This is a genomic window from Vibrio breoganii (genome assembly GCF_024346795.1).
Taxonomy (GTDB): Bacteria; Pseudomonadota; Gammaproteobacteria; order Enterobacterales; family Vibrionaceae; genus Vibrio; species Vibrio breoganii.
Genome location: NZ_AP024864.1, coordinates 1485840 through 1500904, shown reverse-complemented (window position 1 = coordinate 1500904; position 15065 = coordinate 1485840). Strand labels below are relative to the sequence as shown.

Below are 15065 nucleotides of genomic sequence, written 5' to 3'. Positions count from 1 at the left end.
ATTTTAACGTAAAAACACTTGAATTATCTAAGTGTCTAATTCTTATAAATATTATTTAGAAAAAAGTTGGCGAAACTGAAAACCTTGGCATACACTTTCGATCGAGTCATCAATATGTAGTTGATTGTAGAGACAAATTTTAGGAGCTATCGTTGGTTTCAATTTAAGTGAAGCCTAGGAGTGACAAACTCTAGCGTAGCAATGGTTCATCTAGCTTTGAGGAAAGTTTTATGGCGCTCACCAAGGCCGATTTGGCTGAAAACCTGTTTGAAAATCTTGGATACAGTAAACGGGATGCCAAGGAAACCGTGGAAGTGTTTTTTGAAGAAATTCGAAAATCACTTGAAAGTGGCGAACAGGTAAAACTGTCTGGTTTCGGCAACTTTGATCTAAGAGACAAGAAAGAACGACCTGGTCGTAACCCGAAAACAGGTGAAGATATACCTATTTCCGCACGTCGTGTGGTCACGTTTAGACCTGGGCAAAAGCTCAAAGCACGAGTGGAAGAGCTTAAGAAAGACGACGTTAAATAACACACCGTTTGAGCAAAACAAAAAAAGAGGTCCTAGGACCTCTTTTTTGATTTATGGAAACGTAGAAACTAACGTTTCTACATTTGTATCGAGCGTGATTCAATCAGTAATGAATCTTAACCTTCTTGGCTGCGTCGATAGCCGCATCAACGGCGCGCGTTGTGTCTTTAGCGCGGGTCAAAATCACACCTAAGCGGCGGCGACCATCAATATCAGGCTTACCAAACAGTCTGATCTGCGTATCAGGGTTGCCCACTGCATCTTCAATACCTGTGTAAGACAGGTTGCTTGAAGTCCCTTGACCTAAGATAACCGCAGACGCTGCAGGACCGGTTTGACGAACCTTGTTGATAGGGTTGCCCGTGAATGCGCGAACGTGCAAAGCAAACTCTGACATATCCTGAGAGATCATGGTGACCATGCCCGTATCATGCGGGCGAGGGGACACCTCGTTAAAGATAACCTTGTCGCCTTTGATGAATAGCTCAACACCAAACAGACCGTAACCACCCAGCGCGTTAACAATTTCTTCTGCAACGTACTCTGCCGCTTTCAGCGCAACTTCAGACATTTGTTGTGGCTGCCATGATTCGCGGTAGTCGCCATCTTCTTGACGGTGACCAATAGGAGCACAGAAGTGAACGCCATCGACAGCACGTACAGTTAGCAGGGTGATCTCGTAGTCAAAATCAATGAAGCCTTCAACAATAACGCGACCTTCACCACTGCGACCGCCCTCTTGAGAGTAGTCCCATGCTTTTTGTACATCTTCTTGCGTGCGGATAACGCTTTGACCTTTGCCTGATGAGCTCATTACTGGCTTAACCACACAAGGCATGCCCACTTCAGTCACCGCTGCGCTGAGGTCTTCAAACGTGTCAGCAAAGCGATAGTTAGAGGTGTTCAGGTTTAGCTCTTCTGCTGCTAGGCGGCGGATACCTTCGCGGTTCATCGTCAGTTGTGTAGCGCGTGCGTTAGGAACAACCGTTGTGCCTTTTTTCTCTAGCTCTACCAAGGTATCAGTAGCAATTGCTTCGATTTCAGGAACGATGTAGGTGGGTTTTTCTTTATCAACAATGCTTGCTAGTGCTTCACCGTCAAGCATGTCCAATACATAGCTTCGATGTGCCACTTGCATTGCTGGAGCATTTTCATAACGATCACAGGCAATCACTTCGATGCCTAAACGTTGACACTCGATGGCCACTTCTTTACCCAGTTCGCCAGAACCTAGCAATAAAACCTTAGTTGCACCTGATGCCGTAGCCGTACCCAACATAGTATTTCCTTTAAGAAGATGATTTTTTTCAGCAGATAATACTCAAATTTTCGCGTAGCGCAATCGTTTGCATGGCGATTTTGATGAATTTTTTGTGAGAACACCACAGACTAAGCTGTGGTGTTCAAATATGAAGATGTTCAGTAGAGACTATTCGCCAATCGCAACGTAAGCGACAGGGATATCTGGATTAATCGCCTCTATGGTGCTTTGCGTATCCGCAAGGTGTGAAATAGAGCCTTCGTTCATTTCAGCTAAACCTACTTCAGCTATCTCAGAGAAGGATATGCCAGCCATCTGCAGTTGCACTAATGCTACCTGCAATGGGGGTAGGCTTGGGTTGAAGGCGGCGTTTTCTGCGTAGCTTCCACAAAATAGACCGCCATCTTTGGTCTTGATCGACACGCCACTGTGATCTTTTGTATAAGGCGCATGGCTGCGATTGAGCGCGTAAATAGCCTTTTCAAGTAGCGGATCGTTTTCAGCAAAGCTGTAGCCATGATCAACCGGAGACATCAAGCCAGACTCGATACCTAGGTCTTTTGGACCAAAGGACTCTGGTAAATACTGCTGTAGCGTCATTTTATCGCGCTCTGGCAGTTGCACAGAAAGGTGCTCAGCGGTAGAGAGTTCATTCATGAACTGACGGCAATGACCGCAAGGGCTGAAGTTAATTGTGATATCAGAGATACCTTCTTCGCCTTTCATCCACGCATGGCTGATAGCAGATTGCTCAGCATGTACCGTTTGACCAAGTTGCGCACCGGCAAATTCAAGGTTTGCGCCAAAGTACAGCTTTCCTGACGTCCCTTTAACAATGGCGCCAACATAGAACTTTGAGATAGGCGCAACAGAGTAGGCGGCGGCAAACGGCAGTATAGCGACCTTCAATTCTTGTTCGTCGAGCTTGGTGATCTGCTTAAGCGTTTGAAACTGCTCATTGCTTATCTCGCCAGCAAACGAGGGAGAATCAAAGATAGATTTGAAGCCATCTACGTAGTCGGTTGGAAGGTCTTTGTAGAGGTCAATAAAACGCTGGCTCATTGCAGGTTCCTATTAGAAAAATCATTGCAAACAGCATAGTGCAACTCATTGCGAATAGGGAGACTAATCGGTGAGGTAAACGGTTTCGTTCACACTGAATGCTGTTTGTTTGTTCATTTTGAAGCCTTATCGGCTATAGAAAAGTGCTTAAGAGCTGAGGCTAAGCATGAGTGTCATTACAAAGGGCGCCAGTAGAGAGGTGATAACGCCACATAAAACTAATGCTAGCGAGCTAAACGCCGCATCCTTTTGACTGTGCTCAAAGGCTGTGGCTGTGCCAAGTGCATGGCTAACGGTGCCCATAGTCAGCCCCTTTGCGATAGGGTGTTTGATCTTTAGTAACTGGTAGACAGGATAGGCAAGAAGCGAACCTGTTAATCCAGCCAGCAATACCAAAATGGCTGCAACGGCGGGCTCACCACCAAGCTCAGCAGACACCTGCATCGCTATCGCAGTGGTCACGGATTTACCCATAATGCTGGCGAGTAACTGTGAATCGGCGCCAAGCAGCACAGCGAGTAGACCCGAGGATAACATTGCACCTAGGCTACCGATAATGCAGGTGGTGAGGATTAACTTCCACTTCGCACGTATCTCGTTTAATTGCTCATACAGAGGATAAGCAAGGGCTACCACCGCAGGTTGTAACAGGTGTTGAATGAGCTCATTGCCTTGGTAATAGGTTTGATAAGGCACCTTAAAAAGCAACAAGAATGGGATGATAATGGCTAGACTTATCAGCAAAGGATTCGCCAATGGGTGATGGGCTTTCTTGGCGATAAATCTGGCAATGAAGTACACAACAATACTGAGCAGTAACCACATATTATTTGTCCTCCGCTAAGAGCTTATCCAGCGCTAAAGAGAGGACAACTAAGATAAACAGGCTGCCTAGTACCGTACTCACCACGATGGCTAGGGCATTGTCTAGCAGCATGTGGTAGTGGTTCATTAGGCCTGCACTGATGGGAATGAACAGCAAGATCATGTACTTGATCAATAGTGAGGCGCTAGGTTGTACCCAGTGAGGCTTTACCACGCCACTCACCAAACCCAGAAACAAGATCAAAAGTCCAATCACACTTCCTGGTACAGAAAGTGCGAAAAAGTCCTGTATCCAATCACCGATAACAAGCGAAAGGGCGATTAAGCCTGCACTAAGCAGATAGAAGAATGCCTTGCTGACCATTAACTAAGAAACCAACTGTTCAACGTAGTGGTAGATGGCCTTGAGGATCTTCATCTTATGCTCATCCCCTTGATGCTGCGCACCAAGATTTTCTAGGTTTAACATGTAATTAGGCAGTTCTTGCTCAAACTTATCACGGCAGTGAAGTAGCCATCGCTTCTGCTCTTGATCGGTCAGAGTATGAAAGAAATTTCGAGCTCGGTAGTTAAACAGCAAAGGAGCGATGCGAGGATCCGTGACTTGAATATCAAGAGAACCTAATACCTCGGGCTTTGCATCTCGGATAATGCGCATCTGCGCCTTATCTGATGGAGAGAAAAAGCCGTTGTACAGCTGCTCTTCGATGTTTGGGCTAGTTGGAAACTCTCGATTTTCTGCAAACACCGCATCGAGTTTTTCTCGAATCTGCGGATGTTGCTGCAGCAACTGCTGTTTTCTCAAGCACTCTTCTTTGTCGATCTGCGTGCGCTCAATAGCGTCAGCAGTCAACACACCTAAAGGCGCAAGAATGGGGCACTTGTTAAGATGCACCAGTTTTACTGGGATAGGCAACTGACCCTCTTCAAGGTCGCTGCGTTTGGTATAAAGTCTGTCTTTGATTTCATCGGCTGAAAGCTCAATTAGCGGCGTAATGTCTTGAGTAAGATCAATGGTGATTAACGCCTTAATCGGTGTCCAACCAATAGGAGCAATTAGAGCGGTTTTCTGGTGCTCAGTGCTGAGCATGCCAGATACGTGAACCAGAGGCGTCATGTTTACAATGTCCACAAGGGCGTTTAGCTTTTGTTTTCCTCTATGTTTGTAGAAGAAATCAAATAGCTTAGGCTGGCTCTGCTTAACCTTTTTTGCCATCTCAATCGTGGCATAGACATCGGCCATAGCATCGTGGGCGTTGCTGTGCTCAATGCCGTTTGCAACCGATAAATGCTCTAATCGAAAACTGGTATTGCCTTCATCATTTTCTGGCCAGTTTACCCCTTCCGGTCGCAGTGCATGACAGGCGCGCATCACATCCAGTAGATCCCATCTAGAGTTGCCGTTTTTGTAGCTCCACTCATAAGGTTCGATAAAATTACGATAGCAAGTGTAGCGAGTGACCTCATCGTCAAAGCGCACGCTGTTATAACCAAGAGTACAGGTATTTGGGCGACTCATTTCATTGTGAATCGCAGTGATGAACTCTGGCTCAGATAAGCCTTCCTTCATCGCCTTTTGCGGCGTAATACCGGTCACAAGTGCGGCTTCGGGGTTGGGTAGATAATCTGCAGGGGATCTGCAATAGATGACTAGCGGCTCTCCAATGACATTTAGGTCGGCATCGGTGCGCACGCCAGCAAACTGACACGGTCTATCTTTTGCAGGACTGACTCCCCAAGTCTCGTAATCAAAGAAAAAGAATGTGGGTTGGTCCGTGTGCATAAAAAATGTCCAAATATCAGTGTGTTGTCAGTTATTAGACCATTGCCGAATGCGGATAGCAAACCTCTTTGGCAATGTGCGTAATCAAAGCTCAGCTCAAGGAATCAAACCTGAGTTGACTTAATGAGATAGCAATGAGAAATACGATTCAATTCAGAATCTTATAATAATCTTAGGTGGGAAATAGCAAGGGGGTATGAATTTCCATCAGCTGCGATGGGGTTCCTAGAGGTGGATCAAAAAAGGCCCCTTGCTAGGGTCGCAATGTTCCCTTAATACATCGTATTGTCGTTAAGGCTTTCTTTCGGGATTTGTTGTATTGAGTCCCAGTGCTCGACAATCTTTCCATTGCTGTCAAAGCGAAAGAAATCCATGGTGACGTATTGGTCATCATCAGGCCATGTTTGATGGGTATGTAGGGCCACTAAGTCACCTTCTGCAACAGCGCGCACGAACTCAATCTCTTTATCAGGGTAGTGCTGCTGCATTTCAGTAAAGTAGTCGATAAAGGATTGCTTACCATCCCCAACTAACGGGTTGTGCTGTATATAGTCATCTCCCACATACAGCTCTACCGCTTGCTTAGGGCTGCCGAGATAGGCCATTTTGTAAAAGGCGATGGCGTTCTTTTTGTTGGATTCGAGCTTCATAGAGATGTGCCTCAGCGTTAACGTAACAGTGGTTAAAAGCTAGGCGACATTGTGGGATTGCGCGAACTCTAAATACACAAAAACCGAGGCAAAAGCCTCGGTTTGATAGCGTAAGAACGAGAGCGCGAGCGATTAAGCGTTGGCTTCTTCTAGCTGTTCTTGCTTCTCTTTACCTAGGATACGTGAAGTAATCGTACCTGCGGTCATTGCACCAGAAACGTTAAGGGCAGTACGCGCCATATCAATTAAAGGCTCGATAGAAATCAGTAGCGCGGCAATCCATACCGGCAGTCCCATTGCTGGCAATACGATAAGAGCTGCGAAGGTTGCACCGCCACCAACACCGGCAATACCAAATGAGCTGATGGTGATGATAGCCACAAGCGATAAGATGAAGCTGAAGTTCATTGGGTCAATACCCACTGCTGGCGCCACCATAATAGCTAGCATTGCTGGGTAGATGCCTGCACAGCCATTTTGACCAATGGTTGCGCCAAATGATGCTGATAGGTTTGCAATTGCTGGTGGCACGTTCAGTTTAGTGATCTGCGCTTCTACGTTTAGCGGAATGGTTGCCGCTGAGCTGCGTGAAGTAAATGCAAACGTCAGTACTGGCCAGATTTTCTTAAAGTATTCTTTCGGGCTAACGCCAACAAGAGACACAAGCAAGCCGTGAACAACAAACATTAGAGCGATTGCTACGTAAGAGGCAACGATAAAGCCAAGCAGATTTAGGATGTCTGATGCACTTGAGGTTGCAACGACTTTCGCCATCAATGCCGCGATGCCGTATGGCGTTAGAGCCATGATCATTTTAACGAGACGCATCACCACAGACTGAGCCACTTCAACGAAGGTGCGAATAGGTTGCTCTAGCTCTTCTTTCTCGATCACTACTTTACGAGCCGCAATGCCCATAAGCACGCTGAAGATCACTACAGCAATGATTGAAGTAGAGCGAGCACCTGTCATGTCGCTAAAAGGGTTTGTCGGAATAAAGCTTACCAGCATTTGCGGGATAGTTAGATCCGCAACGCGGTCAATACGGCTCTCTAGTACGGCGATACGTGCAGTTTCGCGAGCACCTTCAGCCAGTCCTTCAGCCGTTAGACCAAATACTTGGGTAACGGCAATACCAACTAGTGCAGAGATGGCGGTAGTAAATAGCAACACGCCAATAGTCAGTCCGCTGATTTTTCCAAGAGAACCTGAGTTGTCCAGCTTAACGACAGCAGAGACCATAGATACCATCACCAATGGCATGATGATCATCTTTAGAAGTCCAACATAACCACTGCCGACCACTTTTACCCAATCTAGTGTTTGAGCAATAGCAGGGTTTCCTTCGCCATAGATAAGTTGTAGTGCTAAGCCAAAACCACTACCAGTAACTAAGCCTAAAAGTACAAGACGGGAGAGTGTATTTTGTTGTTTTTGTTTAGAAAATAGAAAATAGATGATACCAACAAAGACCGCTAAGTTGGCAACGACAGCAACTGACATAGTTATTCCTTTAAAGTGTAAATCCGTGTGTTTTTATAATCAGATCTTGAAAAGAGAGCATAGATTATCGAATTTTCCACTCAGTCATAAGTTCAAAAAGGAATAACATATTCCAATTGTGGTTATCAGTTGTAGTTATAGCTTGTGGTAATAGAAGGCTAACTAATTCAACAACTTGATGGTTCTAATGGGTTAACCATTCATCTCACGATAGTTGGCAATGGTTTCGCCACGGTCGTTAACGTCAATACACAGGCGATCCACCAGATATTTCGCCACGTCTTGAGCGTGAATAGGGCGAAGATTTTCAAGTGGACCCAACATAATAGGTTTTACGACCTTAAGGACTTTCTGCAGTACGACCTCGTCCCATCTAGGCGCTGTTCGCTCCCCTTGTAGCGGGCCTGGCCTTGCAATAACAAGCCTCTCAAAGCAAAGTTGTTGCAGGTCTCGCTCCATCTCTCCCTTACATTTTAGGTAGTGAGAAGGAGAATCGGCTTTAGCACCATAGCTAGACACCACCGCTAATCGCTTTACGCCTAAGTTCTTCATTGTTTCTGCAAACGAGATAACCAAGTCATGGTCGATGCGATAGAGTGCTTCATTGCTTCCAGCCTGTTTCTTGGTGGTGCCCAAGCAAATAAGGCCGATAGTTGCATTGATGTCTAATGAGTTGTCGAACGTCTCATTGGATAGGGTAACCAGTGAATCTGCCGAGAGCGTTAACGGGCGCCTTGTTGGCGCGTAGATTTTGTCGACATATTCAGGGTGCTGCAGAAGATAATGAATGGCGTGCTGGCCTATAAGGCCTGTGCCTCCGGCGAGAATGAGATTGGGCTTTGTGATTTCCATAGAGAATGCCTATTAATCTTCTGTCACTAATACAGAGTTTCGGTATGATGTTGCTTCGATGTTACATCTATATAGTAGGCTTCGGAAGGGAGAATCCATGCCAGTACCATTATTTGAGTCCTCATTTTTACAAGACACGCTTCAAGCATCTGCGACTTCGCCTCGTTCTATTACCCTGAGCAATGGCGTGCAAATGAGTTTGTTGCAAAAGGGAGTACTTAAAATTTGCCCGCCTGCTGACGCAAAACAAGCCAAACACATGGTTATTTCTAGCGCGGTTCATGGCAATGAAACGGCGCCAATCGAAATAGTGGATGATCTTGCTAGCCAAATTGCCAGCGAGTCTATTGTGCCGCAGCACCACTTACTGCTGATTATTGCGCACCCTAAGGCAATCCTTGCAGAAGAGCGATTTGTGGAAACAAACCTCAATCGCCTGTTTGGCGATGCCGATTATCCACAGTCTCAAGAACTCGCTCTGGCGGTGTCTCTAAAAGAACAAGTCACCCAGTTTTGGCAAGATGCACCAATGGCAAGTCGCTGGCATTTGGATATGCATTGCTCCATTCGCGCTTCTAAGCACTACACCTTTGCCATCAGTCCGCAATCGACTTACCCAACCAGACAACAAGAGTTCATCGACTTTATGCAAAGGGCAGGTATAGAAGCGGTGCTGCTATCTGAAGAGCCTTCAAGTACGTTTAGCTGGTTTAGTTCGAGTAAATTAGGCGCACAGGCAGCAACCTTGGAGTTGGGACAGGTGGCAAAGTTTGGTCATAACGATATGAACAAACTCGCACAGTATCACAAAGCGTTTCTAGAGCTTGTTCAATCGGTAGAGTCGAGCACTGCGACAGATATGATCACCTACCAAGTGGACAGTTCAATCTATCGCGAGAATATGGACTTTGAATTTTACTTTGACAAAGCGTTACCTAATTTCTCAAGATTTGCTGAGGGTGAAGAGCTGGGTAAAGACGGTGACAAGGTGTTAACCATGCCGGTAGAGCAGGGAGGCGTTGTGTTTCCTAACCCCAATGTAGAGCTCAAACAAAGAGCCGCACTGATTGTAAAACCCTGTGCGACTCGATATGTCGACAATCAACTGACGGTAATAGATTAATTACTATTGTCAGCAAGGAAGCGATTCAACTTCTGCATGCTTTGATCAAAGTAAGGGTTCCAACTTATCCGAGCCCTTACTTGAGTCTCTTCACCACCCCCAAATGCAGCAAACCAGACTTGGTCGCTGGCCACTTCTGAACAATCTTCAGGCATGCCTTCTGGTTGCTCTCTAAAGCACAGCCTTACCTCACCATCGCGTTTATAAATAGGATTGTCCGGTGAGAATACTAAGGAGATATGTGACGCACTCAGGATCTTCTGCTGGGGAAGGTCCATACTATAGCTTGTTATGCGCTCATCTTTATATTGAGTCTCACCAAACCACAAAAGCTCATTCTGACTGTTGGTAAATCTCTCGGAAAACTGTCCTACAGCGTACTGCGAGTCGATGGTTTCGTCAGCTTCACTTAGCATGACAAAAGTAGGCTTGTCGTAACCGGCATCGTCTATGTAGTCTCGAACCACTGCCGATGTCTCGTAATAGGTCGCCGCGCCATTCATATGCAGCGAGTTGTAACGGGTATAGTTATCCTCTTTTGTTTTGCCTTCCCAATCGACAAACCATTTAGCGTAAGGGGAGTACTTCGCCAATGAGTTACGTGGTTTAAATGCAGGAGAGAACAGCAATAGCCCTTTTACGGTTGGCTGTTGATAGGCTAAGGCGGTCACTAGGTTTGCTCCTGTGGAGAACCCACCGAGCCAAACACCCTCCACTTTTTCATTGAGTAACTGGTAGTGATGAGCGACAACGTTTTGCCAATCCTCTAGCTCAGGAAGCGACAAATCTGCAGCCCGCGTTCCGTGACCGGGTAACAAAATGACTCGCACTAGATAGCCTTGAGCGGCAAGGTCGGGAGCGATATCCACATAAGAGAATGGAGAGTCCCCAAGCCCATGTACTAACAGAATACCTTGTCCATTTGGATTTTGGGGAACAAGCTCAAAAGGTGCTACAGCGCTAAGTTCGGTTTGCTTGTCGTCGGTAAAGAATACTCGATTTTCTAGTAACCACTGTTGAGTCTCAGCAAGGTAGGTTTGATAGTCTTCTTGCATGTAGGGCTGTAGTGATTTTGATGCGACAAATTGTGGATCTTCAGGTTCACTGGCACATCCAGAGAGAGTTAAAGCAAAAACGGGTAATAAAACTAGTTTTTTGCACTTGAGCATTATCTATATCCTTATAAATGGTCAGTATGCTGGCATATGTATCCACTTGCTTAAAATAGATTGAAATAATCTATCGCAAAGCACTTTGGAGGCAACTTTGCTTACATCAGTCATTTGAATGTAACTTAAATTTATACCAAGCATAGGTTTACTGTAATAAATACTCAGCATTATTCAATTAGATTAAGAAACTGATTTCTGGCTTGGTATCTATTTTGCATTTTCTGTGGATTATCAAGCAGAAACCATAGATTTGAGTGATGAGTGGGAATGAAAGGATTGTTTGAGTTTTGTACAATCTGTGACATTATTCACCAAATTGCATCTTGCTCACACGTTTGCGTGACCTATCTCTCATTATCATTATATTGAGATTTGATCTTTCTAAAAGTGTGAGTTTAAGCAGATATATTTTGAAGGATTAATTTATTATCTCTGCAATGACGAACAAAAGAGCTTTTGAAAAGCCGTAAGTCGTTTTTTATTACATTATATTAGTTCAATGTTAGAGGCCCCCAGAATGACGGAACATAATAATAATTACTCGCATTTGTCGAGTAACAAATTAGTACGTAACACAGTTGCATTAGTACTAGCAGGCGGGAAAGGTACTCGCCTGAAGGGATTAACCAAAGAGATCGCAAAACCAGCTGTTTCTTTTGGTGGTAAATACAAAATTATCGATTTCACACTTTCAAACTGCATCAACTCAGGTATTCGTCGTGTAGGCGTACTGACTCAGTTCATGGCACACGATCTTATCGATCACGTGCAAAAAGGCTGGGGCTTTATGACCAACTCTACGCTTGATGAGGGTGTTGCAATTATCCCAGCACAACAGCGTGTTGGTGAATCTTGGTACCGTGGTACAGCAGATGCTGTATACCAGAACCTTGATTTGATTCGCAGACGTAAATGCGAACAAGTTCTGATCCTTGGTGGCGACCACATTTATAAGATGGATTACTCTCGCATGCTTAACTTCCATGCTGAAAGTGGTGCAGACGTAACAGTTGCTTGTATCAAGAAACCAATCGAACAAGCATCTTCATTTGGTGTAATGTCACTGGATGATAACGGTCGTATCGTTAGCTTTGATGAGAAGCCAGAAAACCCAACTCCACATCCAAAAGATCCAAGCCAATCACTTGTTTCTATGGGTATCTACATTTTCAATGCAGATATCTTGGACAAAGAGTTGAACGATGCTCTACTAGACCCAGAATACGGTCACGATTTCGGTCACAACATCATTCCAAACCTTTTAGAGCGTGCACGCGTAAACGGTTATGTATTTACTGAACGTCATCCTGGTAACAACGGTTACTGGCGCGATGTAGGTGATTTGGATGAGTACTATGCAGCTAGCATGGACCTTGTTGCTCCAGATCCTGAACTAGACTTATACGACCACTCTTGGCCGATCATTACTCAGCAGCAGCAACGTCCGGGCGCAAAATTTGTGTTTAACGATGAAGACCGTAAAGGCTTCGCTGTAGATTCGGTTCTATCTGCGGGTACGATTATCTCTGGTGCAGAGGTGAATCACTCACTAGTAGCGACTAACTGCCGCATTGAAGAAGGCACAGTACTTCAAGACAGCATTATTCTTCCAGAAACCGTCATTGGTAAGAACTGTCGACTAACTAAGGTTATTGTGGGTGAGAACACTATCATCCCTGATGGCACAGTTATCGGTGAGAACCTAGAAGAAGATTCTAAACTGTACGAAGTTACTAAAGGTGGCGTTGTACTAGTGACTGAAGCAAGCTTCCAGTAAGCATTGCAAAAGTTGATGAAATGGAGCCTATTGGCTCCATTTTTTTTGCAATCGAGAAATGGTTGCGCGGTAATTATTCCAAGCAAAAATGCCCGCGAGGGTGTTACCGATTGCGGCCCCAATAAATAAACCTTGCAAGCCACCCAGATATGCGCCGGCATACAAACAGGGCAAAAAGAAAACAAACAGTCGGCAAGATGAAACCAGTAATGCCTTCATTGGTTTGCCCAAGGCATTGGAAACAGAAACCAATAAGATACAAACGCCCAGCGGAGCAAGGCTAAAGGGGACAATAACCAAATGCATGTCCAAAATTCGCTCTACACTTTGCTCACCTGTCATTAAGGTAGCCAGTTGTCCTGAGATAACCAAGGTGATCAGCGCCACTAGCACTTGCGAGCCAAGAATATATACGCAGGCAATATTGACCAACTTGATGATCTTATCGCTGTCTTTCGCCCCAACAAATCGACCTATCATAGGTGGCATGGACATAGTTAAGGCAAGCACGCTGACAATAGCAAAAAACTCATAACGACTTCCCAGAGCCCAAGCTGCAACCGCGGCTGTGCCGTATGATGCAAGAAGCTTAGTTGAAAGCATTGCCGCTAGAGGCGGCATCAGCTGGCTGGTCATTGCCGGCATCATGATACCGAACAGTGAACTAATGCTTTGTTTGATATCTAGGTTACCCCAGTCAAAGGAATAGTAGTGCTTTGATTTAATTCGGTAGACTACGTAGAGAATACCGATACCGAAGGCAATGATGGTTGCCACTGCCGCGCCATGGATTCCCATATCAAAATAGAAAATGAAGATAGGGTCGAGCACCACGTTTAAGATGCTGGTTACCACCATCATGATGCCGGGCAACATAGTATTACCGTTTGCACGACATACGCTGTATAGAAAATACAGTACCGCACCAACCCAAGCACTGATCAGCCACACTATCCAATAAGTATCTATGATAGGAAAGACTTCTTCGGTCGCTCCTAGTAGAGACAGCAATGGCGAACGAATCAAATACAAAAATAAGCAAATAGCGGCACAACCAACGCTACCGAGTGCCAGCACCAATCCACCCAGTTGCTTGGCGTACTTTTCATCGTTTGCACCTAAAGCATGGGCAATGACAGAAGTGGTCGCGATGCCAAGGCCTACTTGCACCCCAATGATCAGTTGGCCAATAGGAAGGGTGAAACCTTGCGCGGCTAGGGGGAGAACGCCAAGCTGTGCGATAAAGGCTGAATCGATAAGCTGGAAACTCATTAAAGAGAGTACGCCGAAGATCATTGGCCAGGTCATCTTATAGAGTTCGATACCTAAGGTTCGGCTAGTCTGTGATTTCATTAATATCAGTTTGATTCTTAAAGGAATTATAGTGAGTAGTAAGAGTAGTCGCTATCTGGTCACGCTGCGAGCGAGACCAGTGCTGAACTTTAGTACGGCGGTAACAGCTGATTGTTGTTTAGTTTATGTTGGTCATCGACCTTCTTAGCGAACTGTGCAATTTCTGAAAATTGCTTTTTAGTCCAAACGTGGCGTTCTTTAAGGTAACCGGGTAGTGCACTAAAGTTCTTCTCAGAATCGGTGGCAACGAGAGTAAGGTAACCAAATTCTTCAAGGTATTCATATTCAGATAGTGACGTTGTCACTCTATTGTCACTATCTCCCCAATGCGGAGTAATGGTTAACCTAGGTTCGTAGTCGCGGGTTTTGACAACCCATTTGTTGGGCAGTCGCTTGCCACTGTCCCACCATTTCTTATCAAGACCATCCATAATCTCTTCAGTTCGGTCTTCGTCTTGAGCGCCAAGCTCAGTCAGTTTTCTCAGAAATATCTCAGAGAAGGCTTGCTGATACTCTTCTTTCGTTGGATTTGAATTGGTTTCTAAAATCTCTATTGCAATAAAAGCGCCAAGCATATTGGAGTAGAGATCTTCTGGAGAATAAGCTGATGGGTATTCTTTGAACCCAGCAACCGAGGTAAAACCAAACCACTGAGCAACTTCGTGCCACTGTGCTAAACGATAGGCAAGAAGGCCACTTAGCTCTATTTCAGCTTGTGCCTGCTCTTCAGGCGTCATATCAACAAGCTTATCCGTCATCTCAATCACACGACTGCGAAGCTCATCTTCTAGGATGACCTGCTTTTTCGTGCCTAGTTGCCCACTGATTTGAGAGTGTAAGTAGAGCGTATAATCTGCGGTATCTCGGACATGGGCGGTATCAATGATGCCGCCTTTAGACGTATAGATAAGTCCATTCGACTCATCACCGGTGCCCATTAGGCTACTCGCAACACCTTGTTCTCCATCGTTGTATAGATGATCTTCGAGATCGGAAAGCTCGACAATATTGTTAACTCGAAAGAAGGGGACTGGAACAACGCCGAGTTCTGACTTCATGTTGATACCAAAAGCACAACAAGGGCGGACGCCACTAGGCGCATCTATTGCATAACTTGCAGAAGAAAAGAGAGTGATTCCTGCGATAAGTAGAGATTTTAGTTTCATTAAAT

General features: G+C 45.3%; 14 protein-coding genes. 3 read left to right on the top strand and 11 right to left on the bottom strand.

Features of this window, described 5'->3' with window-relative positions; translation table 11 throughout:
* Window positions 1–230: 230 nt before the first annotated feature.
* Window positions 231–533, top strand: a complete 303-nt coding sequence (ihfA, locus tag OCU35_RS07000) for an integration host factor subunit alpha (RefSeq protein ID WP_017027221.1) — start codon at window positions 231–233, stop codon at window positions 531–533.
* Window positions 534–636: 103 nt separating this feature from the next.
* Here ihfA and purT read toward each other — a convergent pair whose 3' ends face one another.
* The 8 genes from purT to OCU35_RS06960 form a co-directional block, all read right to left on the bottom strand.
* Window positions 637–1812 carry a formate-dependent phosphoribosylglycinamide formyltransferase gene (gene purT / locus OCU35_RS06995; RefSeq protein WP_261825057.1) on the bottom strand — a complete coding sequence of 392 codons (1176 nt, stop codon included), beginning with the start codon at window positions 1810–1812 and terminating at the stop codon, window positions 637–639.
* A 150-nt stretch (window positions 1813–1962) separates the two neighbouring features.
* On the bottom strand, window positions 1963–2856 hold the full coding sequence (gene cdd / locus OCU35_RS06990; RefSeq protein WP_102322263.1) for a cytidine deaminase: 894 nt from the start codon (window positions 2854–2856) through the stop codon (window positions 1963–1965).
* A 147-nt stretch (window positions 2857–3003) separates the two neighbouring features.
* On the bottom strand, window positions 3004–3681 hold the full coding sequence (locus tag OCU35_RS06985) for a CidB/LrgB family autolysis modulator (protein WP_065599296.1): 678 nt from the start codon (window positions 3679–3681) through the stop codon (window positions 3004–3006).
* 1 nt (window position 3682) lies between these two features.
* Window positions 3683–4045 carry a CidA/LrgA family protein gene (locus OCU35_RS06980; RefSeq protein WP_017030700.1) on the bottom strand — a complete coding sequence of 121 codons (363 nt, stop codon included), beginning with the start codon at window positions 4043–4045 and terminating at the stop codon, window positions 3683–3685.
* Window positions 4046–4048: 3 nt separating this feature from the next.
* Entirely contained in the window at window positions 4049–5464 is a 1416-nt protein-coding gene (sbcB, locus tag OCU35_RS06975; RefSeq protein WP_261825056.1) for an exodeoxyribonuclease I, read from the bottom strand.
* A gap of 272 nt (window positions 5465–5736) precedes the next feature.
* Window positions 5737–6114, bottom strand: a complete 378-nt coding sequence (locus OCU35_RS06970) for a nuclear transport factor 2 family protein (protein ID WP_017027227.1) — start codon at window positions 6112–6114, stop codon at window positions 5737–5739.
* 132 nt (window positions 6115–6246) lie between these two features.
* Window positions 6247–7617 (bottom strand): L-cystine transporter, encoded by a 1371-nt coding sequence (locus OCU35_RS06965; protein WP_261825055.1) that lies wholly within the window; start codon window positions 7615–7617, stop codon window positions 6247–6249.
* Between the two features lie 192 nt (window positions 7618–7809).
* Entirely contained in the window at window positions 7810–8469 is a 660-nt protein-coding gene (locus tag OCU35_RS06960) for an NAD-dependent epimerase/dehydratase family protein (RefSeq protein WP_102430204.1), read from the bottom strand.
* Between the two features lie 97 nt (window positions 8470–8566).
* Between OCU35_RS06960 and OCU35_RS06955 the strand changes: the two genes are divergently transcribed.
* Window positions 8567–9592, top strand: a complete 1026-nt coding sequence (locus OCU35_RS06955) for a succinylglutamate desuccinylase (RefSeq protein ID WP_261825054.1) — start codon at window positions 8567–8569, stop codon at window positions 9590–9592.
* On the opposite strand, the gene OCU35_RS06950 is transcribed toward OCU35_RS06955, so the two are convergent.
* Window positions 9589–10761: an alpha/beta fold hydrolase gene (locus OCU35_RS06950; RefSeq protein ID WP_261825053.1), complete on the bottom strand. Its 1173-nt coding sequence runs from the start codon at window positions 10759–10761 to the stop codon at window positions 9589–9591. The two genes, OCU35_RS06955 and OCU35_RS06950, sit on opposite strands and share 4 nt — an antisense overlap.
* 520 nt (window positions 10762–11281) lie before the next feature.
* On the opposite strand from OCU35_RS06950, the gene glgC reads away from it, so the two are divergent.
* Complete coding sequence (glgC, locus tag OCU35_RS06945; RefSeq protein WP_017030695.1) at window positions 11282–12541, top strand: glucose-1-phosphate adenylyltransferase; 1260 nt, start codon at window positions 11282–11284, stop codon at window positions 12539–12541.
* A 27-nt stretch (window positions 12542–12568) separates the two neighbouring features.
* Here glgC and OCU35_RS06940 read toward each other — a convergent pair whose 3' ends face one another.
* Window positions 12569–13894 carry an MATE family efflux transporter gene (locus tag OCU35_RS06940; protein ID WP_065209834.1) on the bottom strand — a complete coding sequence of 442 codons (1326 nt, stop codon included), beginning with the start codon at window positions 13892–13894 and terminating at the stop codon, window positions 12569–12571.
* An 89-nt stretch (window positions 13895–13983) separates the two neighbouring features.
* A complete protein-coding gene (locus OCU35_RS06935) occupies window positions 13984–15060 on the bottom strand; it encodes a DUF4056 domain-containing protein (protein WP_102489663.1) in 1077 nt (358 codons plus the stop codon).
* Window positions 15061–15065: the final 5 nt, after the last annotated feature.